Genomic DNA, 25417 nt, shown 5'->3' on the forward strand with positions numbered 1-25417 from the left:
CCGGGGCTTGTCCGAGCCCGTGGTCTTCATAAGGACATCCTTCCAGGGGCAAACCCCTGATCTCAGATGTCCGTCAAAACGGGTCAGGCCCACACGGGCCAAGTCGTCGGCAGGCACTGAGGTGGGCTCCGCAGCAGGCTCAGCTCGTTCGTCGAATACTGACGGCGCAGAGGTCGCCCTGCCAAAAGCCGACCGCGTCCGACCGAGCGTTTGCAAGACCTGCGGGCCGATCTCAGCCCAGCCGACCAACAAAACCGGCCCGACAGCGTCGAAGGCCGCCTTGCCGTACTTCCCAGCCAGCAGCGGTTCGGCAACGTTGAGGGCCAACGACACGGCACTCACGAACAACGTAAACCTCCGCAACGGTCGGAGATCATCCACGGCCACTCCGTGCAGCGCGAGGTGCCTCGTCGCCAGAAGCAGGCCGAGGATCGACAGATCGACTGCTGGAGCTACGAGCGGAGCCACCCACACCGGTACCCCGAGCCGCAGCGCCAGGCTGAGTACGTTCCCGAAACCGAACAGGAAGGTCAGGCCGACAACCGTCGCGATGATCACGGTGACTGCCCTCGTCACGTCCTGCAGCAGACCCGATTGCGAGCCCGAAGCGGGCCCGAGCCATTTGATCTGGGACAACACCGGGCGACACGAAACGACAGGCCGCTCCCCTGCTCCATGGACCTGAGGTGCAGAAACGGCATCAGCAGACATCACCTGGCACCACCACGGCGGGTCACCCGAGGACTCTTAATCAGCGGGTTCTCAACCAACCATGCAGGTCGATCCGCTGCAGATTGACCATCAAGCCACACACAGAGAGGGTTCAACGTCAGCAGGTAGATCTCATACGGTCTGCCAGCTCGGCGCGGACTGTCGACACAAGCTCGCGGGCACGATCAGCACTGACTTCAAGCTGTTGGCGCAGCGTCTGGGTCTGCTGCACGGATTGGTGACATCTGAGATGGCTAGCCGCGAGGCTGGCCTGGGAGGATGTCGCTGTGCCCAAGCCCTACCCCCAGGAGTTCCGCGACGACGTCGTGCGGGTCGCCCGTGACCGCGAGCCCGGCGTGACGGTCGAGCAGATCGCGAAGGACTTCGGGGTCCACCCGATGACGCTGTTCAAGTGGCTGCGCCAGGCCGAGATCGACGAGGGCGCCAAGCCAGGCGTGACCAGGAACGACTCGGCTGAGCTGCGCGAGGCCCGCAAGCGGATCAAGCTGCTCGAGCAGGAGAACGAGGTCCTGCGCCGGGCGACGGCGTATCTGTCGCAGGCGAACCTGCCGGGAAAAGGCTCTACCCGCTCGTGAACGAGGTCGCCGCGGACGGGATTCCCGTCGCGGTGACGTGCCGGGTCTTGAACATCGCTCGACAGCCGTACTACCGGTGGCGTGCCCGCCCGGTCACCGCCACCGAACTCGAGCGGGCTCATCGGGTGAACGCGTTGTTCGACGCGCACCGCGACGACCCTGAGTTCGGCTACCGGTTCCTGGCCGACGAAGCCCGCGACGCCGGCTGGTCGATGGCGGACCGGACTGCGTGGCGGATCTGTTCGTCCATGGGCTGGTGGAGCGCGTTCGGCAAGAGACGCGGCCGCAACGGCAAGAAGGCCGGCCCACCCGTGCACGACGACCTGGTCCGCCGCGACTTCACCGCCACCGCACCGAACCGGCTGTGGCTGGCCGACATCACCGAACACCGCACCGCGGAAGGAAAGCTGTATCTCTGCGCGATCAAGGACGTCTATTCCAACCGGATCGTCGGCTACTCCATCGACTCCCGGATGAAGTCCCGCCTCGCCGTCACCGCGCTCACCAACGCCCTCGCCCACCGCGGTGACGTCGCCGGCTGCGTGGTGCACACCGACCGCGGATCGCAATTCCGATCAAGAAAGTTCGTCCGCGCTCTCGCGTCCCAGGGCCTGACCGGTTCGATGGGGCGGGTCGGCGCAGCCGGGGACAACGCCGCCATGGAAAGCTTCTTCGCGCTGCTGCAGAACAACGTTCTCGACCGGCGCGCCTGGTCGGCCCGTGACGAACTGCGGATCGCGATCGTCACCTGGATCGAGCGCACCTACCACCGCCGCCGACGCCAGACCGGCCTCGGCCGGTTGACCCCCGTCGAATACGAAGCAATTATGACCACGCCAGCCAGCCAGGCTGCGTGACTACAACTGTCACCTACTCGTGCAGCAGACCCTCTCGGCCGAGATCGGCCGTTTGTGGTCGAGCCAGTGCTGAACATCGGCGCGGCGTGCCTTCGCAAGCAGCTCGCTAGATGTGGTCGAACCTTCGACTTCGCCCGTCTCCACAGCACTATCGTCGTGGCGCGGGTCGATCGCGCGGAACACCCGGCCGTCATCGTTGCTAACGGACGGCTGTTCCGCCGACGACGTAAGACGCACGCTCGCCATCGCTTGTAGCAAGTTGGGGCCGACCTCAGCCCATCCGATCAGCAGCAGCGGACCAATCGAGTCGAAGGCGGCTCTGCCAAACTCGCCGTTCAACATCGGCTCGGCGACGTTCAGCGCCAACGTGACGATGCTCGCGAACAGCAGAAGCCTTCGCGCAGGGCGCTGAAGCTCACGGCCCGTGCCGTGCAACGCCAGGTACCTCATGCCAAGCAACACCCGAGAATGGTCAGATCGACGGCGGGCGCGACGAGCGGGGCCACCCAAGCCGGCACGCCCAGCCTCAAGGCGAGGTTCAGCACGTTGCCGAAGCCGAACAAGAAGCTCAGCCCCACAACCGCGGACATGATCGCGGTAACCGTGCGGACGATCCGCTCGCCAGACTCGGCAACAACCCGCCCGATCATCGGGCACCGCCGTTCGCCCAGCTCAAAGGTGGTTTCAAGCACCAGCTTTCCGGTCAGACGCCCGACAGGAGCTGTGCGCAGGTCTGCGTGGCGCCCTCCCCAAAGTCCGGCCCTGCGCACACCACACCGACTCGCCGACCCTGATGACGGTGAAACGCGCCTGTGCCATCAGGTTCAGGTCGGTCCCGAGCCGGTCGTACTGCTGGTACTCGTGGTAATAGGCAGCACCGAACAGCACCCGCGGGTAAGGACCGTCATCGGGAAACCTCCGTGGGCCGAGCCGATCTTCGGATGCTGAGCAGTTGGCCACAGGTCTTGTTCGAAACCTGGGCTCTGACGCGTGGCGCGCTCGCCGTCGATGAACGGCGCATTTGTCCACCTGTGGATGAATGCGCCCTTCATCGAGCACCGGCACGCTGCGTTCGGGCGGCTGTGTAACGGACGGGGCTTGTGGCCAGGTGCTTAGCCGAGATCGTCAGAGGTTACTCTTGTGCCGCAACAGGGTTGAGCCGTGATCGACTCGATTCGGCAGTCGATCACGACCTCACGCCCGGTGCCGCGGGGCCGCTGCCGCTGCCGGTGCGGCTTCCGCGGCGCTGACGGTCGCCGGAAGCTCCGTCGGGTAGACCGCAGCACAATGGGTACCGGGCGCGGGCGTGACGAGATCGATCAGGTACCTGTCGGTGTGGGACTGCATGCAGGGGCTCTGCCAGTACTGGGCGTGGCCGATGCCGTCGTAGCTCAGCAGCACGGAGTTACGGATCTGACTGGCCACGGCGAAGTTCCACGCCGACGGCGTCCCGACGTCGGCGGCGGACTTCAGGATGAGGATCTTCGGCGTGTTGCGGATCGACAGCCGGTGCTGCGGGTTGTTCACCTTGCCGGGCCAGCCGAGGCACGCGACGACGTCGGACCAGTACCCGATGAGTTTCGTGTGCGGGGCGACCGCGGCGGCCTGCTCGCGCAACGCCCGCAGATCGCGGTACCCGTTGATCTTCCACTTCCAGTCCCCGCACCAGATCGGCTGGTAGGGGTTGCCCGCCAGCTCGCCCGTGGCCGCTGCCCGGCGCACCGGGACGGTCGCGGCGCCGCTGCCTTCGGACAGCGAGCGCAGCCGAGTGGCGATGCCGTACCAACTGGTCGACGGGCCGTACATCGCCCTGAACAGCTCGTTGCGCAGCGCACCCGCGGAAATCGCCTGTCCGGTGCCGGGGTCGGTCAGTGTGCCCGCCTCAGCCTTGGCGTGCGTCCCAGCGGGCACGGACGTCCTGTCCGTGCAGCGGGCAGTTCGCCGTGCGGGCGCACCAGTCCGCGAAGGCGTTGAACGAAGCTTCCAGATCCGCGCTGGCAGTGGTGAGGTAGCGCTCGGCCGAGGTGATGCTGTGGTCCATGTTCGAGTCGAGCGCCATGGCACGAAGGCGATCGGGGTACAGCTCGGCGTACTGCTGTCCCACCTGGGTGCCGTACGAGGTGCCGTGCAGACTGATCTTCTCCTCACCCAGCGCGGCGCGGATGGCGTCCAGGTCGCGCATGGCGCTGAGCGTGTCCACGTGGTCGAAGACCGGGCCGGTGTGCTTGCGGCAGTCGGCGCCGAGCTTCGCGTTGTACGCCAGCAGGTCCTGCTAGGCCTGCTCACTGGACGGGTAGTCCGCCGGCCACTGGTTGAGCAGGTCCAGGCTGCACTTGATCTCGTTGCTGCGGCCGACACCGCGCTGGTCCCAGGTGACGATGTCGAACCGCTTGCTCAGCTCGCCGGTGCTCAACCGGCTGCGGCTCAGCGTGAAGATGTCGATCCCGGACTGGCCTGGACCGCCGGGGGCGAGGAACAGCACGCCGATCCGGTGCTCCGGCTCCTTGGCCTTCACCCGCCCGATGACGACGCCGACCTTCTCGCCCTTCGGGTTGTTCCAGTCGACCGGCACCTGCACGGTGGCGCACTCGCCCGGCTTGCCTTCCTGGCACGGGGCCCAGGTGAGCGCCGGGACGTACGGCTGGGCCGCGGCCTGGCCGGTGCCGGTGAGCGTCGATGTCGCAACCACCGACACCAGCGCCGAAACGAACAAACGCCTGAACACAGTTCCTCCGTCAGATGAGAGAGCGTTGGGCGGACACGGCGCTCGCGGGCGGGGCCGTCGGGTATTCCGCGGCGCAGTGGGTGCCGCGTGTGGGCATGACGAGGTCGATCAGGTACCTGGTGAAGTACGTCCGTACGCAGCTGCTGAGCGTGTACGGGCCATGACCGCCACCGTCGGTGTTCAGCAGCACGGAGTTGCTGATCTGCTGTGACACGGCGACGTTCCACGCCCTCGGCGCCCCGGCGTCGGCGGCGGACGTCATGATCAGGATCTTCGGCGCGTTCGAGATCGCCAGGCGGTGCTGCGGATTGCTCACCTCGGCCGGCCAGCCGAGGCAGGCGGCGACGTCGTTCCAGAACGGGCTGAGCTTCGTGTGCGGGGCGAGCGCGGCGGCCTGGTCGCGCAACGCCCGCAGCTCGCGGTACCCGCCGACCCGCCACTTCCAGTCCTCGCACCAGATCGCCTGGTAGGAGTTGCCCGCCAGCTCCTGCGCGACGGCCGGTCCGGCCGTCGCGGGCGACGGGACTGCCTTCGCACCTCCGGCGAGCGAGCGCAGCCAGGTCGCGAAGCCCTACCAGCTGCTCGACGGGTTGTTTCGGTCCGTGGCGAGACGAGGTCGGGTGCGCGGTCGAACCGCAGCTTGGTGAACGCCAGCCCGTGCAGGCGCTCAGCGAAACCCGCGTCCCCGCGGGACAGCTGCGGAACTCCCGTGCTCATGGTCGTGCCCTCACCCGGTGACGAGCTGGCGCGACTCGTGCCAGTGGATGAATCGCCAACCAGCGTCAGTCCGGCGCAGAGCGGCCGAGAGCCGTGAGTCGCCGGCGAGCGACTCGCTGGAGTGCTTGAACTCGACCGTGGTGTGGCCCCGCCAGTAGACGAGCGCGACATCGCCGAGCACAGCGACCTCGCTGCTGAACTCACGCCCTTCGACCCGGTCGACGAATCCCGGCAGCCGGCGCCAGTAGTCGACGATCGCGTCCCACGTCGTCAAGGCGGCTTCGATCTCCTCCGGCTGGTAGACCAGGTGCTCGTAGCCGTCGTCCCACAGATCTTTCATCGCCTCGAGATCCATCGCCCCCATCGCCTGGGCGAAGGCCGCGGACGCGGCGCGGACTGCCATCTCGTCGTCAGTCATCAGTGACGTTGTCGTGTCAGTCATCGTCGTCCTTCAGGGGGCTCTCGACCGATGCGGAGGCTTCCGGCTTCGGTGCATACAAAAGTAGCAGTACCAGTCGGTTAGGACAACCGACTGGTACGCTTAATCGACCAAACATGCGGAGTGGGGACGACAGCTGATGAGTTCCGAGCGCGTCGACGGGCGGACCCTCCGGTTTCAGCACCGGTGGCCGGTGTCGCGGTTGCAGCGGATCTCCGGCCGGAGGGTTTCGGACAGGGCGCGGGCCAGTTCGTCGGACAGCTGGTCGACTTCGATCTTCATCTGGATCGCAGTCCTTCGAGGACGGTGACGATCTCTGCGGTGTCGTCCGTCGAACACCCACGGTCCGAGCAGGTCCCGTTTGCTGTCCGCGAGCTGCCCGATGACGGCGATGGAGCCGAACGTGGCGGGTTCGAGCGGCAGGGACGCTGCCGGCGTTCTTCGGCTCTGCCGCGGTCGTTACGAGTCGCTTCGGGAGTGCGCGACGCCGCCGGTCGCGGTGTGCTCGGCGCCGGTGGAAGTCAGCGTTGGCGACGCTTCGCCGTGTCGCTTGGATGTGGCGCGGATGTCGACCTCGCCGCTGTGGTCCGTACCGCGGATGATCGCGATGGCACGGCCGCGGTAGGTGCTGCGGACGTTGTCGGTGTATGTCTCGGTCGTGGAAGGGGCCGCGCTGCCGAAGGCTGCGAGAGTGCCGGGGCCTGACAGCTCCACGACGATGTCGTCGTCGGTGCCGAAGTCGACGCCATCGTCTTCGTCGGCGAGCTCGACCCACATGTAGGCCAGGTCGTCGGGTCCCTGCGGCTCCGTCGTCTCGGCCCGCAGCCGCAACCGCGCAGCGCCGGCCGAGCGGAGGGTCGTACGGCCTGCTTCCACACCGCTCCGGTGCGACACCGCGATCAGCTCACCGGGCTCGTACCGCGTAGAGACTCCATCCGCGCTCCGAGCCCAGCGACCAGATTCCTGCCTGCTGCACCGTCCAATCTCAGCCCATCCGCACTTCGAGCCGGCGCCGCAAGCTTCCGACCGACCGCACTCACGCGACGGAACCGCGCAGGCTCCGGTCCGCATCCGCGAGCACGACGTGACCGGTGTCGGTCAGCGTCGCCGCCACGAAGTCGCCGATCCGGCCGGGACGCGCCGGACGCACCAGACCGGCGTGGACCAGGGCGCGTGCCGAGGGCTGGTCGCAGAACGCCAGCCCGTCGACCAGGAAATCCGGCTCGCTGCTCAGGCTCACCTGGACGCGTCCGCATCGGATCGCCCGAAGGACTGCCACTGCCCGGCAGCTGAGGTCCGTCGTCTCGAACATGAGGATCACCGCCTGCTCGGAGGTGGAATTGCTGGTGACGACGACGCTAGGTGTCAGCCGTCACAGGCGACATGCGGCAAACGCGGCACCTGTCCGATGTGCGAGCCCAGCGCCCGCATGGCGTTCGTCGTGGACACCCGGTCGACGAAAGCGGGTCCGCGGCGGACGATCTGCAGGCGAGGATCGTCGGCACCCATCGCGAACGGCCAGTCGCTGCCGAGGACGAGGCGGTCCTCGCCGAACACCTCCACCGCCTGGTCCACGAGTCCGGGGTCGTGTGCCAGGCAGTCGACGTACATGCGCCGCAACGCGGTCAGCGGTGGCTCGACGGTCTTCGGCACACCTGGGCGGGAGGTGACGAGCCCGCGTTGCCAGCGACCGGCCACCGCGGGCACACATCCGCCGCAGTGCACGAGCAGCACACGCAGGTCCGGGTGCCGGGCCAGGACGTCACCGAACACCAGTTGCGCCGCCGCGACCGCGGTCTCGACCGGGTTGCCGAGCAGGTTGTGCAGGTAGAAGTCCTCGAGCCGGTCGTCGGGCGAGGCACCCGGATGCAGGAGCAACAGGCGGCCGGACAGCGCGCTCCACAACGGTTCGAACCGCGGATCGGCCAGGCTCACCGACGCGCCGCCCGCGGCCCCGCAAACACCCGCGAACCGCGGATCGGCCGCGACGCGGTCGAGCTCCCGCCTGGCGAGGTCCGGGTCCTCGAGCGGCAGATAGGCCAGCGGACGCAGGCGGGGACGTCCTTCCACCGCGCGCAGGAGACCGTCGTTCAGTGCGCGCACCCAGTCCTCAGGAGCGGGTTGGCGGAAGAACGGCGGTGGGACGGACACGACAGCGAGGTCGAGGCCGGCCCGATCGAGGTACGCCTCGGCTTCGTCCGGCCGGTGCAGGGCAGGTGGTCCTGTCTCGGCGACGCCGTCCAGCGCGGGAGCGAGATGTACGTGCAGGTCGATCGAGGGCACCGGTTCTCCTTCAGGCAACGGCGGCGGTGTCGTGGAGGATTTCTTCGAGCGCGGACGACACGAGGTCGCGGACCACGCGTTGTCCGACGGTGGCCGCGGGCCCGCGGACGGCGACGTCCGCTGCCCAGGAGACGTACGTCCCCTGTGGACACGGCGTGAAACCGAGCACGAGCACGACATCGACCGCCGTGGGCCCCCGCGTGCCGTGCACCGACAGGACCGCACCCTCGGCGCCTGCCTGTTGGACTGCCACGGTGATCGAGAACGGCATGGGCACGAACGTGCTGCGCGGTGTGAAAACCGCGCGCACGTTGCCTGAGCCGTCGAGCCGGACGTCCCGCAGCGTGGGCACCGCGGCGAGCGCGTCCACGCCTCCGTGCAACGCGAGCAGCGCCGTCGCGGCGGCCGACGTCTCGAAGCGGCCGGTCAGCATCATCGGAGCACCTGCACCTTCTCGGCGTCGAGACCGCGCAGCAGCTGGAGCACCCGCTCCGGTGGGTTGAACGACATGAGCACCATGCCGCGAGTGCCGATGGCGTCCTGGATCGCGGCGCTCAAAGCGTGCAACGGAGCACCGCCGCCCTCCCCCATGCCCTTGGCGCCGATCGGGGTGAACGGGGAGGGGCTCACGACGCTGTCGTAGCCGAAGCTCGGCAGGTCCAGCGCCGTCGCAGCGTGGTAGTCGTAGAAGTTGCCGGCCGCCAGCTGTCCGTGCTCGTCGTAGGCGAAGTGCTCGAACAGGGCCGCGGAGATGCCGTGCACGGTCGCGCCGTGCACCTGGCCCTCGATCACCATGGGGTTGATCGGTGTGCCACAGTCGTCGACCATCGCGTAGCGCAGCAGCTTCGTGTGCCCGGTCTCCTCGTCGATCTCCACCACGCAGGCGTGGATCTGGGTCGCGTAGGTGAGGGTGAGGTTGCCGTACTTGCGGTTCAGGTCGGGCAGCTCGAACGGGGCGCGGTACACCGATCTGGCCACGAGTCCGACCTCCTCGGCCACCTCGGGGGGCAGGTCGATCGGCGAGAAGTGCACGATGCCGGCGACCGCGGCCAGCGGCAGTGCCCGCTCCGGGTCGGTCCGCACCCGCGCGGTGCCGTCGGCGAGCTCGATCTCCTCGGGCTCGCACTTCAGCGTCGCCGCAGCGACCAGCGAGATCTCCCGGATCAGCCGCTTGGTCGCGTTGATCATCGCGCCGATGCCCGTGACGGCGAACTGGGACGCGTAGGAGCCGGAGAATCCGGTCTGCGCGGACAACGACGAATCACTGCCGCGCTGCACGTGCACGTCGTCGTAAGCCACGCCGAGCATGTCCGCGACGACCTGGGCGACCGTGGTCTCGTGTCCCTGCCCGAACGCAACCCCGCCGGTGGTCGCGTAGACCGAGCCGTCGGCACCCAGCCGGACCAGGGCACCCTCGGTGTTGCCGCCGAACGGCAGGTGCGCGTTGACCAGCCGGGCCTGGGCGAAGTTGTTCGTCCCCGAGTCCAAAGTGGACCCGATGCCGATGCCGACCCGCTTACCGGTGCCCGCCAGCTCGCGTTGCAGCCGACGCGCGCCGGGGTAGTCGATGAGGTCGAGGGCCTTGCGCAACGACAGCGGCAGGTCACCCGAGTCGTAGACGCAGCCGTTGACCGTCGTGTAGGGGTACTGGTCGGGCTGGACGTAGTTGCGCAGGCGGAACTCGACCGGGTCGAACCCGAGCTTGTGCGCGGCGATGTCCATCATCCGCTCCACGAGCCACATGTGCTGCATGCGGGAGTACCCGCGGTTGGGGTGCACCGGACCCTTGTTGGTGTAGATGGACCGGTAGCGCACCTTGAGGTGCTTGAGCTGGTAGCAGGCGTTGGCGACCTGGGTCCAGATCACGCCACCGAGCGGCTCGTACCGGGTGTAGGCGCCGACGTCGTCCAGCGCGTCGTAGGTCAGGCCGAGCACGGTGCCGTCGGACTGCACGGCCATCTTGACGTCGCGGAACCACCTCTCGTTGCCGTGCCCACCCATGAGGTGGTGTTCGCTGCGGGTCTCGGTCCAGCGCATCGGCCGGCCGAGCTTGCGGGCCAGCAGAGCCGCCGCGGTGGCGGGGATGTGGGTGTTGAGCTTGACGCCGAACGAGCCGCCGAAGTCCTTGCTCAGCACGCGCAACCGGTTCGCGGGGTGCCGCAGCGCCACCGCCAGGTTGAACGTCGCGAGCTGCGGCGTGGCGAACCCTCCGGTGAAGGTGAACGTGTCGACGCCGGCGTCGTACTCGACGGTGACCACGCCGCACTCCAGCGGCGTCGAGGAGAACCGGTGGAAGTGCAGCTCGTCGACCTCGATCACGTGGTCGGCGTTCTCCAGGGCGAAATCGATGTCGCCCCAGTCGTAGAGCGCGTCGAACGCCACGTTCGAACCGATCTGCTCGTGCACCTGTGGCGCGTCGGGCAGCACAGCGCTCCTGGCGTCGACCACGTGCGGCAGAGGTGTGTAGTCGACGACGACAGCCGCCGCCGCGTCCCGCGCCGCCTCCCGCGAGGAGGCCGCCACCGCGACCACCGGCTCGCCGGAGAAGCGCACGACACCACCGGAGGCGAGGCAGCGGTCGACCTCCACGTCGGCGGGCGGTCCCTGCAGCTCCATGTACGGCTCGGTCAGCTGCTCGACCTCGTCGGGCAGAAGGCAGCCGAGGTAGCCGTCGACCCGCTCTGCGGCGGACACGGCGATCGAGGCGATGCGGGCGTGTGCGTACGGGGATCGTACGAAGACGACATAGGCGAGACGGGCGACGGGAGTGTCGTCACCGAACTCCCCCTGCGCCTTGAGCAGCCGGTCGTCCTCCTTGCGGGGCATCGGTTTCCCGGTGAACCGCACCGCCGGGCGCGTGATCTGGTCTGAGGTCACGGCGTCTCCTCGGCGGCGGCGCGGATGGCCCGCACGATGTTGTGGTAGCCGGTGCACCGGCAGACGTTGCCCTTGAGGGCACGGCGAGTGGTCTCCTCGGTCACCAGCTCACCGGAGCACAGGAAGTCGGTCGCGGTCATGAGCATCCCGGAGGTGCAGTAACCGCACTGCAGCGCGTGGTGGTCCTTGAAGCACTGCTGGAGACGGTTGAGCGATCCGTCCTCTTCGGACAATGAGGCGGCAGTCTCGACGGTGCCGCCGTCAGCCTGCACTGCCAGCACCATGCAGGACTTGACCAGCTGACCGTCCCACCGCACGGTGCACGCGCCGCAGTTGCCGGTGTCACACCCGATCTTCGGGCCGCGCTTGTCGAGAGCATCGCGCAGCCAGTGCACGAGCAGCGTCCGGTCCTGCACCGCGCCGGTCTCCTGCTTGCCGTCGACGGTCACGTTGATCTCGGTCATCGCCCGCTCCTCTCCACCGCGGCACGCACGGCGCGCCGCAGCTGGACTTCCGCCATCTCGCGGCGATAGGCCGCCGATCCGTGCACGTCGTCCGCCGTGTCCAAGTCGAGCTCCACCTCGCGCAGATCGCCCGGCGCCGAACCGACGAGCGTCCGCTCCACTTCGGACAGTCGCAGCGGTGATCCGTAAACGGCCCCGAGCACGACACGGGCGTCGGTGACCACACGGTCGGTCACGTCGAGCCGCACGACGGCACGGGCCAGTGCCCACGAGTCGGCGCCCACCTGCAGATGTTCGTGCGCCACCACGGAACCGTGTGGCAGCGCCGGGATCTCGATCGCGGTGAGCAGCTCCGCCCTGCCCACCGCCGTGGTCAGGGTGCCGAGGAAGAACTCGTCGGCACGCAGCACCCGCTCTCCCGCGACGCCGAGGATCCGGAAGCGGGCGTCGAGTGCCACCAGCAACGGAGGGAAGTTGTTCGTCGGGTCGTTGAGGCAGCAGTTGCCGCCGATGGTGCCGCGGTTGCGGACCTGGCGGTCGACCAGGCCTGCTGCCATGTCGGCCACGTCGGGGTGGGTCCGCCGCACGTCCGGCGACGAGGCCAGCTCGGCGTAGGTCGTGGCGGCACCGATGACGAGCGTGCCGTCCTCGGTGTGCCGGACACCGCGCAGGGCGTCGATGCGGTGCACGTCGACCAGCGCGGCCGGATGCGCGAGGTCGAGCTTGAGCACGTTGAGCAGCGTCTGGCCGCCTGCCAGCACGACACTTCCGTCCACCTCGGACAGAGTCGCGACGGCATCGGCCGGCGTGGCGGGACGCAGGTACTGGATCGGAGGCAGGATCACGGCGGTCCGCCTCAGCACTCGGGGTGACGTGCCGCCACGTGGTACGCACCGGCGTGGAACACCAGCGGTTCGCCGTCGGCGGTGTCGAAGCGCTCGACCTCGCCGAGGCAGATCACGTGGTCGCCCGCGTCCACCCAGCGCACGGTCCGGCACTCGAAGCGGGCGAGCGCGCCGTCGAGCAGGGGCACGCCGTGCAGGCCATCGGTGATCGGCACGCCGGCGAACTTGTCCGGCGCGGGCGTGGCGAACTGCCCGGAGAGGTGGTGCTGGTCCGCGGCGAGCACGTTGACGGCGAAGTGCGTGGCGCGCTGCAGGTCGGGCAGGCTGGGCGCGCGCTTGGCCGGGCACCACGACACCAGCGGCGGCTCCAGGGACACCGAGGTGAACGAGTTGGCGGTGACGCCGATGAGCCGCCCATCAGGGGTGCGGGTCGTGATCACCGTGACGCCGGTGGCGTAGCGGCCCAGCGCGGCCCGGAAGTCACGTGGACCGAAGGCGCGCAACGGCTGCTCCGTGAGTGTGGTCATGCCTGTCCTCCAACGGTGGAGAGGTAGCGCTGCGCGGAAGCGGGGTCCATGAACCAGTGGAAGAAGTCGCGCGGATCGTCGAAGCCGTTGACGAACCGGCGGGCGATGCGCGGATGCGTGCCGGCTGCGCCGATCAGGTCGAGCACGTGCGGCGGAGGCGGGGCCAGCAGCGCGTTGGTCCACGCGGCCACGTACTGCGCATAGTCCCAGTACCGCTCGAAGGTCTCCTGCATGAACGCGCCGTCGAACGGCCGGTCGCCGTGCTCGAGGATGCTCGACAGGTAGGAGGCGGCGCACTTGCTGGCGTTGTTGGAGCCCTGCCCGGTGATCGGGTCGTTGAGCAGCACCACGTCCGCGAGGCCCAGCACGGTGGCGCCGGACGGCAGCACGCCGACGGGCTTGCGCACGGTCGGCGGGAACCGGCCGGCGAGCACACCGTTGTCGTCGGTCAGCGCGATGTCACCGCAGCGCTCGGCCTCCCACGGCAGGAACTGCCGCAGGATGCGCAACGAGTTCTCCAGGTGCTCCTGCGGCGAGCGGACCTCACCCCAGCAGTCCAGCGGACCGCCCGGCACACCTTCGAAGACCATGATCTCGCACGGGCCGGTCGTGGTGAGGGCGGGGAACGCGAAGTACTCCCCCACACCGGGAATGAGGTTGAACGACACCGCCGAGTGCTCTTCGCGCGGTCGCATGCCGGTGACGTAGGTCAGTGCGAGCGCCCGCTGCGGCGCGTCGTAGGTGCTGCGTTCCGCGTCGCGTTCGAAGAGCCGGGCGATCTCACCCTTGCCGGCGGCCACGATCACCAGATCCGACGACCGCGTGTACGACTCCAGGTGCTCGACGCCCGCGTCCGTGTAGTCCAGCTTGCCGCCGCGCAGCTCGAACTCGTTCATCCAGGCGGGCATCTTCACCCGCTGGTCCACCGACTGCGCGGGCACGTCCAGCCGCGACGCCCAGGAGATGGCCTTCCCGCCCGCGCCGTCGGGCACGGTGACCGAGATGCCCTCGACGGGCGGACACGCGTCGTCCCACAGGTTCAGGCCCAGCGTGCGCTCGCGGGCCAGCGCGCCGCCGAACATGCACTGGCTGGACATGACCTTGCCGGTCCGGATCTCGTCCGGCGTCCGGTTGGAGACGATCGTGACGTCGTAGCCGTGGTCGAGCAGGCCGATGCCGAGCTGCAGGCCCGCCTGGCCCGCGCCGACGATGGTGATGGAGCGCATGGGGGTTACCTCCGGGGGTCGCTGAGCTGCGGGATGGCGGGGACGGCCTGTTCGGGGCCCATGGCGGAGTAGCCGCCGTCGACGGCCCAGTCGGCCCCGGTCACGAAGGAGGCGGCGTCGGAGCAGAGGAACGCCACAACGGCGGCGACCTCCTCGGCGTCGCCGACCCGGCCGAGCAGGTGGAACGGCGCGGCGACCCGGTCGGTGCGCGCCCGGTCGGAACCGCTGAGCTCGTCCATCACCTTCGACCACGTCCACCCCGGGCTGACCGAGTTGACGCGGATGCCGTCGGAGGCCAGGTCGAGTGCCATGTTGCGGGTCAGCTGCACCATCGCGGCCTTGCTCACCGGGTAGACCCAGCGGCCGGTCTGCGCGACCTTCGCCGAGATGGACGTGAAGTTCACGATCGCGCCACCACCGCGGGCAGCCAGATGCGGGCGAACGGCCTTGGTGAACATCGCCGCACTCACCAGATTCACGTCGAGCGCCCGCGTCCACTGGTCGCGAGTGGACTCCGCGCCGTCGTCCACATAGGCGCAGGCCAGGTTGACCAGGACGTCGATCCCGCCGAACCGGCCTGCCGCGGTGGCGACGCACCGCGCGATCGCCTCGTCGTCGGTGATGTCGGTGTGCTCAGCCAGCACGCTCGGGCCGAGCTCCGCGGCGACGGTCTTCGCACCGACGTCGTCGATGTCGGCGATGACCACGTTGGCCCCGGCCGTGTACAGCGCGCGGACCACGGCCTGGCCGATGATCGTCGCGCCGCCGGTCACGACTGCGGTCTTTCCCTGCATCGCACCTCCCGGTGTCTCGGGTTGGTGGGGGACGGTAGGTCTGTGATCGGGGCCTCAGCTATCCGTCGCGCGCGGTGACTGTGCGTTTTGCGCGGAGGGCTGTCGCGTCCCGAGCGGATTTGGCGGATAGTGACCTGCATGACAGAGCACGGGGACACACTCCCCCTCGCTCACGGAGAGCACCTCCACACACGTGACGTGGACGAGGCCCGTGAGCTGGTGGCCCGTGCCTTCTGCACGCACCAGCTCGCCCCGGTCGGTGCGCGTTCGCTCGACGCACGGTTCCACTCGGTGCGGCTGGGTGAGATCGGCCTGCACTACCTCGACTACGGCGCCGAGGTCCGAATCGCCCCCGGCCGGTTGCAGGACTTCTTCCTCGTGCAGATGCCGCTGGCCGGCCGCGCCGAGATCACCTGCGGCCGGGAGCGACTGCTCTCCGACCCGTTGATGGCCTCCGTGCCGTCGCCCGACGAGGAACTGGTGATGCGCTGGGGCGCGGACAATCCTCAGCTGATCGTCTGGATCGAACGCGTCGCGCTCGAACAGCACCTGAGCAGGATGCTCGGCAAACCGCTGCCCCGGCCGCTGCGGTTCGACCTCGGCATGGACCTGACCGTGCAAGCCGCGCGTTCCTGGCGCAACGTGGTCGACCTGCTGCGCACCGAAGTCGACTCGGGCGGCCGGATCCCCGCCGAGCCGCTGGCGATGACCGAGCTGCAACGGCTGCTGTTCAGCCAGCTCCTGCTCGCCCAGCCGAACAACTACAGCGCCCAGCTGCACCACGACCCGATGACCGGCACACCGAAGGTCATCAAGCAGGCGGTGGACCTGATCGAGGCGCACGCCAGTGAGCCACTCACGGTGGAAGACGTCGCGGAGGCGGTCGGCCTCGGCGTCCGCGCGTTGCAGGAGGGGTTCCGGCGGTTCCTCGACACCACGCCGATGAACTACCTGCGCGAGGTGCGGCTGCGCCAGGTGCGGGCCGAGCTGGAGCTGGCCGACCCCACCAGGGTCAGCGTCACGGACGTCGCGACACGGTGGGGTTTCCTGCACGCCGGCCGGTTCGCCGTGCAGTACCGGGAACGGTTCGGGGAGTCGCCGTCCGCGACGTTGCGCGGCACGCGCTCGCGATGAGGACAGCCGCGACGTTCCCCGGATATCTCGTGTGACCTGGGCCACCTAACGTCGGCTCATGGACAACGTGAACCCCGACTCCTCCCTGGCGGCAACGCTGTCCGCCGAGGACTCCGCGGTGGAACAGCTCGGCCTGTCCCCGCACGAACGCCTGACCTGCCCGCTGCACCGCCGCTGGCTGCACCACTGCGTCTCGTCCCCCGCGCACGCGATCCAGCTGACCGGCCACCGCTGGTGCCGCCGCTGCGACATCCCGCTCGACGTCGCGTTCGACGAGCTGACCGGCTCGATCCGGTTGACCTGCCGGCGCTGCTTCCGGTTCCCGGACACCGCCGCGAACCGCCAGATCCTCCGGTCCTGCCGGGCGAGCATCAACGCCGCGCGGCGGGACCGGACCCCACTGCGGCTCGTCGCCTGACGAGTGGACAGTGGCCGCGCGGAACGGATAGCCGCTCACCGCGCCCACTCCTACGGTTGCCCGACATCGCCGACCGACGACGCAGCGAGGTGCCAGGTGGACGAGCAGGACACGGTTCCGATCGCCGAGCTCACCGCGACGATCCGCCGGATCTTCGCCGCGGCGGGACTCGCCGACCGGGCCGCGCAGACCGTCGCGAAGTCCCTTGTGGACGCTGACTGCCGCGGAATTCCGTCCCACGGCACGATGCTCGTCCCGATGTACGTGGACCGCATCCGCCGCGGCTCGGTCAGCACCGCGGAGATCGCCGCCACCGTGGCCGACCTGGGTGCGGTGGCGACGCTGGACGGCGGCAACGCGCTCGGCCAGCTGACCGGCGACCAGGCGATGCGGCTGGCCGTGACCAAGGCGCGGCAGTTCGGCATCGGCGCCGTCACCGTCCGGCACGCGTTCCACTTCGGTGGTGCCTTCCGCTACGTGCTCGCCGCCGCCGAGCAGGGTTTCATCGGGCTCGCCGCCGCCAACACCCGGCCGCTGATGCCGGCTCCGGGTGGAGCGTCGCCGGTCGTCGGCAACAACCCGCTGGCACTGGCGGCACCGGTCGCGGGCCGCGCCCCGATCGTGCTCGACATGGCGCTGTCCGAGGCCGCGCTCGGCAAGATCCGCATCGCGGCTGCGGAGGACAGGGACATCCCGGCCACCTGGGCCACCGACGGCCACGGCGTTCCCACCACGGATCCCGCCGCCGCACTCGCGGGAATGCTGCTCCCTTCCGGTGGTCCCAAGGGATACGGGCTCGCTGTGCTGGTCGACGTGCTCACCGGGGTGCTGTCCGGCGGAGCGTTCGGCGCGTCCGTGGCCGGGCTTTACGCCGACACCGCGGTGCCCAACGACTGCGCCCACTTCTTCCTGGCGCTCGACCCGGCCTCCTTCGGCGCCGGTTTCGCGGACCGCATGCGCGACTTCGCCGAAGCGATCACCACCTCACCGACTGCACCGGGTGTGGAACGGGTGTACCTGCCAGGGGAACTGGAGGCGCTGCGCCACGAGAAGGCTCGTGCCGAAGGTGTCCGGCTGGAACCCGCGGTGCGCGCCGCCCTCGCGGAAACCGCGCGTGAGCTCGGTGTCGAGCTCGTCCTGGCGGGCGGTGGACGATGAGCGACCAGGTCGACGTCGTCGTCATCGGTTCCGGCATCAACGGTCTCGTCGCCGCCGCCGAGCTCGCCAACGCCGGCTGGTCGGTCGCCCTGCTGGAGCGCAACGACTCGCTCGGCGGGTTCATCGCCACCGAGGAACGCACGCTGCCCGGCTACCTGCACGACACCTACTCGTCCTGGCATCCGCTGTTCGTCTCCGGGCCCGCCTACGCCGCGCTCGGCGACGACCTGCACCGGCACGGCCTCGAATACCGCAACACCGACCACCTGGTGACCGCCAGCGTCGCCGACGACGGACGGACGACCCTGGCCTACCGCGACCCCGAACGCACCGCAGGGCTGTTCGCCGACAGCCGGGACGGCGAGGCGTACCTGGCCGCGGTCAACGGATTCCTCAAGATCGCCGAACCGTTCGGCGCACTGCTCGGCTCGGAACTCCGCACGCCGTCAGCTGTCCTCAAAGGACTCAAGCTCGCTCGTGCGGCCGGTACCCGCCTGTTGCGCGACACCGTCACCAGCGGACGCGCCTACTGCCGCCGGGAATTCCGCGGCGACGAGGTCGACCATCTGTGGTCGCCGTGGCTGCTGCACGCGGGCCTCTCCCCCGACCACGCCGCGGGAGGGTTGATGATCCCGGTGCTGGCGGTGACGATGCACGGCTTCGGGTTGCCCGTCGTCGCGGGCGGGTCGGCCGGGCTGATCGAGGCGTTCGGCAAGCTGTTCGCCGAGCTGGGTGTACAGGTGCACACCGGGACCCACGTCGAACGCGTCGTCGTCGAAGGCGGGCGGGCCGTCGGCGTGGTCGCGGCGGGACGGCGGATCAAGGCCAGGCGGGCGGTGCTCACGTCGTGCACGCCGACCGCGCTCGTGCGGGATCTGCTGCCCCGTGACGCCGTCGAAGCGCGCTTCGCCGAGCGGGCCGAACGGTTCCGCTACGGGCGCGCGGCCATGCAGATCCACGTCGCACTGTCCGAGCCGCCCGCGTGGAGTGACGCCCTGCTCGGCCAGGTCCCGCTCATCCACCTGTCGGACGGATCGGGGAGCACCGGCATCGCCTGCGCACAGGCCGAAGCGGGACTGTTGCCTGCCAAGCCGACCGTTGTCGTGGGACAGCAACACGTGCTCGACCCGTCGCGCGTTCCCCCCGGCGCCGCCGCGCTGTGGCTACAGCTGCAGGAGGTGCCGTTCGCCCCGGCCGGTGACGCCGCCGGTGAGCTCGACACGAGCAACGGATGGACCCGCGAGCTGGCCGATGCCTACGCGACGCGGGTGCTCGACCGGGTCGCCGCGCACGCTCCCGGCCTCGCCGCCACCATCCGCGCGGTCGACGTGGTCACGCCGGTCGATCTGGCCGCCCACAACGTGAACGCCGTCCACGGCGACCCGTACGGCGGCTCCGGTGAGCTCGACCAGAGCTTCCTCTGGCGGCCAGGTCCCAGGGGCGCCGTGCCCGGTCTCTGGCACATCGGCGCGTCCACGCACCCCGGCCCCGGTCTCGGCGGCGCCTCAGGACATCTGGTGGCGCAGCGCCTGCTCGGCTGACTCGAACTCGAGGAGAACCGATGAAATCCACATTCGACGCCCAGGGCGAGGTCCTGGTGGTGACCGGTGGCGCGAACGGCATCGGCGCGGCCACCGCCCGCGCGTTCGCCGAACGCGGCGGAACCGCGGTGGTGTTCGACGTCGCCCACGCCGAGGAGCTCGACGGCATCTCCGGTGTCGAGCAGCACCGCGTCGACGTGTCCGACCGGGATGCGGTCGTGTTCGCCGTCGACGAGGTCCTGCGCAGGTACGGCCGGATCGACGCGTTGGTGGCGGGTGCCGCGGTGCAGCCGCGCAGCGACGTCGTGGGCATGGATCCCGACGTCTGGCGGCGGGTGCTCGCGGTGAACCTGGACGGCGTCGTGTGGTGCGCCCAGGCGGTGTTGCCCGGCATGATCGCCCAGCGGTCCGGCAGCATCGTCGTGTTCTCCTCCGGCCTCGCCCACGCGGGCCGGGCCCAGGCGTCGGCCTACGCGGCGAGCAAGGGTGCGCTGATCCCATTCGCGAAGTCGCTGGCCGCCGAGGTGGCCGACTACCGGGTGCGCGTCAACGTGGTCTTCCCCGGCGTGATCGACACGCCGCAGTTCCGCGCGGCGAACCCCACCGGCGGCGAACGCGAGCACTGGGCCGCGACCACGGGGATCGGCTCGCCGCAGGACGTCGTGGACTGCCTGCTGTTCCTGCTGTCCGACGCGGCCACGATGACCGGCTCGGTGCTGACCAGGGAACGTTCGTTCGCCCAGGAGGTGGCATGAGCCTGCCCGTCGCCGTGGTCGGCGGTGGTCCCGTCGGCCTCATCACCGCACTCGGGCTGGTGCACCACGGAATCCCGGTCATGGTGTTCGAAGAGGACGAGACGCTCTCGCTGGACACCAAAGCCGGCACCGTGCTCACCCGCACGCTGGAGGTGCTCCACCGGTACGACGCCGTCGACGCGGTGCTGCGTGAATCGCTGCGCATCGACGAGATCGGCGACCTCGACCGCGCGACCGGTCAAGCGCGGGAGAGCGTGCGCACCGGCTTGCTGGCCGGGGACACCCGTTTTCCCTTCGTGGTCAACATTCCGCAGCACCACCTGGAACCCGTGCTGCGGCGCAGGCTGGAGGAGCTGGCGCCCGGTGTCGTCCACATGCGACACCGGATGACGGGATTCGAGCAGCACGCCGACCACGTCGAACTCCGCCTCGACACACCCGACGGGGAACGGCGGTTCGCCGCGCAGTACCTGCTGGCCTGCGACGGCGGCAGGTCCCAGACACGCGAGGCGCTCGGCATCACGGTCGAGGGGCACACGCTCGACCAGCGGTACATGTTGGTCGACCTCGAAGTGGATCTCGACGTGGCCAACCCGCGCGACTACCCGTACCTGGCCTACTTCGGCGACCCCGCCGAGTGGATGATCCTGGTGCGGCAGCCGCACTGCTGGCGGTTCCTCTACCCGCTGGAACCCGGCAAGCCGGAACCGGACCGCGCCGAGCTCGTGGCGAAGGCGAAGCGGTTCATCGGTGACGTCGACGGTCTGCGCGTCCTGGGCACCAACATCTACCCCGTGCACCACCGGGTGGCCGATCGCTGGCGCGACGGCCGGGTGTTCCTGCTGGGCGACGCCGCTCACCTGATCACCCCGATGTGGGCGCTGGGACTCAACACCGGCGTGCTCGACGCGTCGAACCTGCCGTGGCGCCTGGCGTGGGTGCTGAGAGGCTGGGCCGACCAGTCTATTTTGGACGGATACGAGCGGGAGCAGTCCCCGGTCGCGATCCGGGGCTCGGGCGAGATGGCCGAGGCCGCACGCGCCTACATGGACCGCCGGCACGACGGCGTGTCCGCGATGGCCGGTGGCGGCTGGGGCGTCGCGATGACCCGGTCGTTGCTGGGTGTCCGGCTCGACGTCGGCGGCACGGACGACTGGTCGATGATCGCCACCGGCGACTCACCGGGCCAGGTCCGGGCCGGAGACCGGCTGCCGGACGTGCGGCTCTTCGGCCCGGACGGCGCCGTGCACGTCCACGACCTGTGCGCCGACGCGTTCGTGGCACTGTACTTCGCCGACGCACGCCGCACCCCGCAGCTGCCCGCGGGCTCTCCCGCGTTGCGGCGACACCTGGTCAGCCGCTGGGACGCGCCCATGGATTCCGGTCTGCGCGACCGCGCGTTGTTCGATCCCGGCGAGTTGGCGACCCGGCGGCTCGGTGTCGTGCCGAACACCGCCGTGCTGGTCCGTCCGGACGGGCACGTCGCGGCGATCGTGCCGTTCGACCCCGCCGACGCCGGTCACGACCCGATCGGCGAGGCGTACACGCGGATCACCGGCCGGGCGCCGGTGGAAGGAGTGCTGACGTGACAGCGGGAACCACCGTGCACGCCCCGGACGGGACACCGGTCGTGCTCGCCGACATCGGCCAGACCGAGCTGCTGGTCAACGACCGGGTGCGGGTGTGGGAGGTGGCGCTCGCACCAGGGGAGTCGCAGCCGTGGCACCTGCACCACAACCCGTACCTCGTGGTGAACCTCGAGGCCTCCCCCGGCCGGATGGACTGGCTCGACGGCGCACCACCGCGTTACGTGAACGAGTACGTCGGCGGCGTGATCTTCCGGCCGACCTCGCCGGTGCACATGCTCACCAACGTCGGCGCGACGTACTACCGCAACCGCCTGGTCGAGCTGCTCGACATCGGCGAGCACGCGGTCGGCGACGTGGTACCCGTGCTCGTCCCGAAGCCCGCGCCCGCGGGCGGGGACCCGGCCGGCCACCACGTCGTGTTCGAGACGGACCTGGTGCGTGCGTGGGAGATCGTGCTCGACCCCGGCGCGTCGTTCCCCCGCCACCAGCGCCGCAACCCGCACGTGGTCATCACGCTCGACGGCGACGAGGCCGGCTCCGTTCACTACGGCGAGCCCGGTGACGTCGAACCGTTCGTCAACACGGGAAGCACCCGCTACCGCAGTCGCCTGATCGAACTGAAATACCTGGGAGAGAACCGATGACGACGAACCTCTCGGCGCCCGCGGCGTACTCGGGAGAGGCCGCCGACCGCGCCCGCGTGCCGCAGCAAGAAGGCGCGCTCAGCCGCTTCCAGGAAATCCTGCTGCAGACAGGCGACCTCGAGTGGATCGACAAGACGCTCGCCGGCCTGTCGCACAAGATGTTGTGGCGTGACGACGAAACCGGCGCGTCCATCGCACTCGTGCGCTTCCAGCGGGGATCGGGCATTCCGTCCCGGCACGCCCACGCCTCGAACCAGTTCATGTACTGCCTGAGCGGCCGCTACACCTACGTACCGACCGGCATCACCCTCACCGAGGGCGCCTTCTACTGGAACCCCAAGGGAGCCGCGCACGGCCCGACCGTCGCCGAAGAGGACTCCGTGCTGCTCGAGATCTACGACGGACCGCACTACCCCACCCAGCCCGACTGGTACAGCGACCCGGCGGACGCCCGCTGAAGGAGCACTCCATGCCCAAGCAGCAAGTCATCTCACCCGACCTCGCCGTCCCGAACGGACACTTCGCGCAGGCCACCGTCGCTGCGGCACAGGGCCGTCTGCTGTTCATCTCCGGCATGACCGCCCGCAACGCCGCCGGCGGCGTCACCGGTGTCGGTGACATCACCGCGCAGACCCACCAGGTGTGCCAGAACCTCGAGGCCGCGGTGAAGGCAGCGGGCGGCACGCTCGACGACATCGCACGCGTCGACGTGTACGTGCGCAACATGGAGGACTTCGACGCGATCCACGCGGTGCGCCGGCAGTACTTCACCGGCGTGGCACCGGCCTCCACCATGGTCGAGGTCTCCAAGTTCGTGAACAAGGACTACCTGATCGAGATCAACGCCATCGCCGTGCTGCCCGAGGACGTGCAGCGGTGAGGCTGGCCACCGTCCTGGTGGACGGCAAGGAACACCTCGCAGCGGTGTACGACCACGGTGTCGCGGTTCTCCCGGCGTCGGCCCCGACGCTGGACGACGTCGTCTGCGGCGGTCCCGAAGCGCTCGCCGCGATCCGGCACGACCTCGGCGATGTCGTCCCGCTGAGCTCTGTGCAGCTCGTGGCGCCGCTGCGCAGGTTCCGCCGCGACATCCTGTGCACCGGCTGGAACTACTGGGACCACTTCGAGGAGTCCAGCGGCAAGCGCGAAGGCCAGGACCCGGCGGAACGGCCCCGGCACCCCACGTTCTTCACCAAGGGCCCCGACACCGTCATCGGCCCGCACGACCCCATCGCCTTCGATCCGGCCATCTCCGCGAAGTGGGACTACGAGGCCGAGGTCGCGCTCGTCATCGGCAAGGACGGCCGGTCCATCCCCGAAGAGCGGGCCTGGGAGCATGTGTTCGGCTTCTGCGTCGCCAACGACGTGTCCCAGCGCGACCTCCAACGCAGGCACGGCGGCCAGTGGCTCAAGGGCAAGAGCATCGACGCGACCATGCCGCTCGGCCCGTGGATCACCACTCGCGACGAGATCGACGACCCGTACGCCCTCACCTTGCGATGCCTGCTCAACGGGGACGTGCTTCAGGAGGCCTCCACCGCACAGGTCGCGTTCCGGTTCGAGCGGATCATCGCCGAGCTGAGCTGGGGCATGACCCTGCGGGCCGGCGACGTGATCCTCACCGGCACCCCGAGCGGCATCGGCAACGCCCGTGAGCCCCAGGTGTTCCTCCAGCCGGGCGACGAGGTGGTCACCGAGGTGAGCGGCCTCGGCGAGCTCCGCAACCGCGTGGTCGCCCGCGAGTTGAGCAGCTATGCGTGACGTCCTCGACGACCTGTACGAACGATGGAGCCGAGGCGAGGAGGTCGGTGTCGCGACCGTGATCGCCACCTCGTCCTCGGCTCCCCGCCCACCCGGCACCACGATGATCGTCGCCGCGGACGGAACAGTCTCCGGCAGCATCTCGGGCGGATGCGTCGAGGCGGCCGTGTACGAGTTGGCCCTGCAGACACTCGCCGACGGAGTGCCTGTGCGGCAACGGTTCGGCATCGCCGACTCCGACGCCTTCGCCGTAGGCCTGACCTGCGGCGGGACCATCGAAGTCCTCGTCAGCCGGATCTCACGCGCCAGCCTGCCCGAGTTCGGCGCCCTGGTCGACGCCGTGCACGACAACCGGTCCGTCGCACTGGCCACCGTCATCGAGCACCCGGATGCGACGCAGGTGGGAACTCATCGCGTGATCTGGCCCGACACAACGGAATTCCAGGTAGCCACCGGAACGAGGGAGTTCGTCCACACCTTCCAGCCACCCCCGCGGATGCTGGTGTTCGGCGCGATCGACTTCGCTCGCGCGACCGCACAGCTCGGCGCGTTCCTCGGCTACCGCGTGACCGTGTGCGACGCCCGTCCGGTGTTCGCCACCAGCGCCCGGTTCCCGGAAGCCGACGAAGTCGTCGTCGACTGGCCACACCGCTACCTGGCCGCCGAGGTCGCAGCGGGCAGGGTGGACGCCCGCACCGTCGTGGCCGTCCTGACCCACGACGCGAAGTTCGACGTTCCCGTGCTGGAAATCGCCCTGCGGGCCGATCTCGGCTACGTGGGCGCGATGGGTTCGCGCCGCACCCACGACGACCGGCTGACCCGGCTGCGCGCCGCCGGACTCACCGAGGACGAGCTGGCCACCCTCTCCTCCCCGATCGGGCTCGACCTGGGAGCGCGCACCCCGGAGGAGACCGCGGTGTCCATCGCCGCGGAGATCATCGCTCTCCAGACGGACCGCGCGGGCCTGCGCCTCACGCACACCGCAGGGCCGTTGCACGACCGGACGACGAACGCCGAACGCCCGCGCTGCGCGTGAGACGTCGCGACAGCAGGTCGTCGCGTGTGAAGGTCCAGTCGAAGGGTTGAGCCGTGCGGTTGTATCGGTCCTGCGCCGAGCGCGTCAACGACGTGGTCGAGGGGTGTGTCCGTTCTCGCTGATGTCTTCGTGGCGTTAGGTGCGGTGGCGGCGGACGTCGTCGATTCGGCTGGGGCCGATGGTCACGTCGCTGGGGCGTCGGCATCCGTGGACGGTAGCGTCGCCGTTCATGGCCGCGCCTCGGCGTTCAGTGCCGAGGCCAGCCTCGACGACAGGGCCACGTGAGCACTGCGTCACCTCGCGCACCCATGCGGGCGTCA

At 69.5% G+C, this 25417-nt stretch carries 29 protein-coding genes and 1 pseudogene; 12 read left to right on the plus strand and 18 right to left on the minus strand.

Annotated elements, in window-relative coordinates:
- Positions 1 to 639: pseudogene (locus ACWEIJ_RS37065) on the minus strand (hypothetical protein); the annotation flags it as partial.
- A 359-nt stretch (positions 640 to 998) separates the two neighbouring features.
- On the opposite strand from ACWEIJ_RS37065, the gene ACWEIJ_RS37070 reads away from it, so the two are divergent.
- A protein-coding gene (locus tag ACWEIJ_RS37070) for an IS3 family transposase (protein ID WP_449841928.1) occupies positions 999 to 2164 on the plus strand; the annotation gives its coding sequence in 2 pieces (ribosomal slippage) (positions 999 to 1283 and positions 1286 to 2164; 1164 coding nt in all).
- A 9-nt stretch (positions 2165 to 2173) separates the two neighbouring features.
- Here the strand turns inward: ACWEIJ_RS37070 and ACWEIJ_RS37075 are convergent.
- The 17 genes from ACWEIJ_RS37075 to ACWEIJ_RS37155 all read right to left on the minus strand — a co-directional run bounded on the left by ACWEIJ_RS37075 (position 2174) and on the right by ACWEIJ_RS37155 (position 15061).
- On the minus strand, positions 2174 to 2614 hold the full coding sequence (locus ACWEIJ_RS37075; protein ID WP_449841929.1) for a hypothetical protein: 441 nt from the start codon (positions 2612 to 2614) through the stop codon (positions 2174 to 2176).
- Positions 2611 to 2856: a hypothetical protein gene (locus ACWEIJ_RS37080; protein WP_449841930.1), complete on the minus strand. Its 246-nt coding sequence runs from the start codon at positions 2854 to 2856 to the stop codon at positions 2611 to 2613. The genes ACWEIJ_RS37075 and ACWEIJ_RS37080 overlap by 4 nt, the downstream gene beginning before the upstream one ends.
- 502 nt (positions 2857 to 3358) lie before the next feature.
- A complete protein-coding gene (locus tag ACWEIJ_RS37085; RefSeq protein WP_449841931.1) occupies positions 3359 to 4075 on the minus strand; it encodes an alpha/beta hydrolase in 717 nt (238 codons plus the stop codon).
- Positions 4047 to 4364 carry an alpha/beta fold hydrolase gene (locus ACWEIJ_RS37090; protein ID WP_449841932.1) on the minus strand — a complete coding sequence of 106 codons (318 nt, stop codon included), beginning with the start codon at positions 4362 to 4364 and terminating at the stop codon, positions 4047 to 4049. Before ACWEIJ_RS37090 ends, ACWEIJ_RS37085 begins: the two co-directional genes overlap by 29 nt.
- Before the next feature lie 72 nt (positions 4365 to 4436).
- Positions 4437 to 4889, minus strand: a complete 453-nt coding sequence (locus ACWEIJ_RS37095; RefSeq protein WP_449841933.1) for a hypothetical protein — start codon at positions 4887 to 4889, stop codon at positions 4437 to 4439.
- A gap of 10 nt (positions 4890 to 4899) precedes the next feature.
- Positions 4900 to 5295 carry an alpha/beta hydrolase gene (locus ACWEIJ_RS37100; protein WP_449841934.1) on the minus strand — a complete coding sequence of 132 codons (396 nt, stop codon included), beginning with the start codon at positions 5293 to 5295 and terminating at the stop codon, positions 4900 to 4902.
- Positions 5296 to 5616: 321 nt separating this feature from the next.
- Positions 5617 to 6024 carry a nuclear transport factor 2 family protein gene (locus tag ACWEIJ_RS37105; RefSeq protein WP_449841935.1) on the minus strand — a complete coding sequence of 136 codons (408 nt, stop codon included), beginning with the start codon at positions 6022 to 6024 and terminating at the stop codon, positions 5617 to 5619.
- 480 nt (positions 6025 to 6504) lie between these two features.
- Positions 6505 to 6939: a hypothetical protein gene (locus ACWEIJ_RS37110; RefSeq protein ID WP_449841936.1), complete on the minus strand. Its 435-nt coding sequence runs from the start codon at positions 6937 to 6939 to the stop codon at positions 6505 to 6507.
- A 142-nt stretch (positions 6940 to 7081) separates the two neighbouring features.
- Entirely contained in the window at positions 7082 to 7285 is a 204-nt protein-coding gene (locus ACWEIJ_RS37115) for a hypothetical protein (RefSeq protein WP_449841937.1), read from the minus strand.
- Positions 7286 to 7410: 125 nt separating this feature from the next.
- On the minus strand, positions 7411 to 8328 hold the full coding sequence (locus ACWEIJ_RS37120; RefSeq protein ID WP_449841938.1) for an amidohydrolase family protein: 918 nt from the start codon (positions 8326 to 8328) through the stop codon (positions 7411 to 7413).
- 10 nt (positions 8329 to 8338) lie between these two features.
- The gene (locus tag ACWEIJ_RS37125; RefSeq protein WP_449841939.1) at positions 8339 to 8764 is read right to left on the minus strand and encodes an SRPBCC domain-containing protein; all 426 of its coding nucleotides are present in this window, start codon (positions 8762 to 8764) and stop codon (positions 8339 to 8341) included.
- Entirely contained in the window at positions 8761 to 11205 is a 2445-nt protein-coding gene (locus ACWEIJ_RS37130; protein ID WP_449841940.1) for a xanthine dehydrogenase family protein molybdopterin-binding subunit, read from the minus strand. The genes ACWEIJ_RS37125 and ACWEIJ_RS37130 overlap by 4 nt, the downstream gene beginning before the upstream one ends.
- Positions 11202 to 11669, minus strand: coding sequence for a (2Fe-2S)-binding protein (locus tag ACWEIJ_RS37135; RefSeq protein ID WP_449841941.1), 468 nt, complete (start codon positions 11667 to 11669; stop codon positions 11202 to 11204). The genes ACWEIJ_RS37130 and ACWEIJ_RS37135 overlap by 4 nt, the downstream gene beginning before the upstream one ends.
- Positions 11666 to 12514 carry an FAD binding domain-containing protein gene (locus tag ACWEIJ_RS37140; RefSeq protein ID WP_449841942.1) on the minus strand — a complete coding sequence of 283 codons (849 nt, stop codon included), beginning with the start codon at positions 12512 to 12514 and terminating at the stop codon, positions 11666 to 11668. The genes ACWEIJ_RS37135 and ACWEIJ_RS37140 overlap by 4 nt, the downstream gene beginning before the upstream one ends.
- Positions 12515 to 12525: 11 nt before the next feature.
- Positions 12526 to 13041 carry a flavin reductase family protein gene (locus ACWEIJ_RS37145; RefSeq protein ID WP_449841943.1) on the minus strand — a complete coding sequence of 172 codons (516 nt, stop codon included), beginning with the start codon at positions 13039 to 13041 and terminating at the stop codon, positions 12526 to 12528.
- Positions 13038 to 14267 (minus strand): styrene monooxygenase/indole monooxygenase family protein, encoded by a 1230-nt coding sequence (locus ACWEIJ_RS37150; RefSeq protein ID WP_449841944.1) that lies wholly within the window; start codon positions 14265 to 14267, stop codon positions 13038 to 13040. Before ACWEIJ_RS37150 ends, ACWEIJ_RS37145 begins: the two co-directional genes overlap by 4 nt.
- Positions 14268 to 14272: 5 nt before the next feature.
- Positions 14273 to 15061 carry an SDR family oxidoreductase gene (locus tag ACWEIJ_RS37155; protein ID WP_449841945.1) on the minus strand — a complete coding sequence of 263 codons (789 nt, stop codon included), beginning with the start codon at positions 15059 to 15061 and terminating at the stop codon, positions 14273 to 14275.
- A gap of 198 nt (positions 15062 to 15259) precedes the next feature.
- Here ACWEIJ_RS37155 and ACWEIJ_RS37160 point away from each other — a divergent pair, with 198 nt between their 5' ends.
- The 11 genes from ACWEIJ_RS37160 (at position 15260) to ACWEIJ_RS37210 (ending at position 25097) form a co-directional block, all read left to right on the plus strand.
- Entirely contained in the window at positions 15260 to 16195 is a 936-nt protein-coding gene (locus ACWEIJ_RS37160; protein ID WP_449841946.1) for an AraC family transcriptional regulator, read from the plus strand.
- A 58-nt stretch (positions 16196 to 16253) separates the two neighbouring features.
- Positions 16254 to 16613 (plus strand): hypothetical protein, encoded by a 360-nt coding sequence (locus ACWEIJ_RS37165; protein WP_449841947.1) that lies wholly within the window; start codon positions 16254 to 16256, stop codon positions 16611 to 16613.
- A gap of 96 nt (positions 16614 to 16709) precedes the next feature.
- Positions 16710 to 17771 carry an Ldh family oxidoreductase gene (locus tag ACWEIJ_RS37170; protein WP_449841948.1) on the plus strand — a complete coding sequence of 354 codons (1062 nt, stop codon included), beginning with the start codon at positions 16710 to 16712 and terminating at the stop codon, positions 17769 to 17771.
- Entirely contained in the window at positions 17768 to 19312 is a 1545-nt protein-coding gene (locus ACWEIJ_RS37175; protein WP_449841949.1) for a phytoene desaturase family protein, read from the plus strand. The genes ACWEIJ_RS37170 and ACWEIJ_RS37175 overlap by 4 nt, the downstream gene beginning before the upstream one ends.
- A gap of 20 nt (positions 19313 to 19332) precedes the next feature.
- Positions 19333 to 20067 carry an SDR family NAD(P)-dependent oxidoreductase gene (locus tag ACWEIJ_RS37180; RefSeq protein ID WP_449841950.1) on the plus strand — a complete coding sequence of 245 codons (735 nt, stop codon included), beginning with the start codon at positions 19333 to 19335 and terminating at the stop codon, positions 20065 to 20067.
- Positions 20064 to 21656 carry an FAD-dependent monooxygenase gene (locus tag ACWEIJ_RS37185; protein WP_449841951.1) on the plus strand — a complete coding sequence of 531 codons (1593 nt, stop codon included), beginning with the start codon at positions 20064 to 20066 and terminating at the stop codon, positions 21654 to 21656. The genes ACWEIJ_RS37180 and ACWEIJ_RS37185 overlap by 4 nt, the downstream gene beginning before the upstream one ends.
- On the plus strand, positions 21653 to 22300 hold the full coding sequence (locus ACWEIJ_RS37190) for a hypothetical protein (RefSeq protein WP_449841952.1): 648 nt from the start codon (positions 21653 to 21655) through the stop codon (positions 22298 to 22300). Before ACWEIJ_RS37185 ends, ACWEIJ_RS37190 begins: the two co-directional genes overlap by 4 nt.
- Positions 22297 to 22758: a cupin domain-containing protein gene (locus ACWEIJ_RS37195; RefSeq protein WP_449841953.1), complete on the plus strand. Its 462-nt coding sequence runs from the start codon at positions 22297 to 22299 to the stop codon at positions 22756 to 22758. Before ACWEIJ_RS37190 ends, ACWEIJ_RS37195 begins: the two co-directional genes overlap by 4 nt.
- 11 nt (positions 22759 to 22769) lie before the next feature.
- A complete protein-coding gene (locus ACWEIJ_RS37200; protein WP_449841954.1) occupies positions 22770 to 23180 on the plus strand; it encodes a RidA family protein in 411 nt (136 codons plus the stop codon).
- The gene (locus ACWEIJ_RS37205) at positions 23177 to 24061 is read left to right on the plus strand and encodes a fumarylacetoacetate hydrolase family protein (RefSeq protein WP_449841955.1); all 885 of its coding nucleotides are present in this window, start codon (positions 23177 to 23179) and stop codon (positions 24059 to 24061) included. The genes ACWEIJ_RS37200 and ACWEIJ_RS37205 overlap by 4 nt, the downstream gene beginning before the upstream one ends.
- Positions 24054 to 25097, plus strand: a complete 1044-nt coding sequence (locus ACWEIJ_RS37210) for an XdhC family protein (RefSeq protein WP_449841956.1) — start codon at positions 24054 to 24056, stop codon at positions 25095 to 25097. The genes ACWEIJ_RS37205 and ACWEIJ_RS37210 overlap by 8 nt, the downstream gene beginning before the upstream one ends.
- Positions 25098 to 25417 lie beyond the last annotated feature (320 nt).

This window comes from Lentzea sp. NPDC004789 (genome assembly GCF_053601075.1).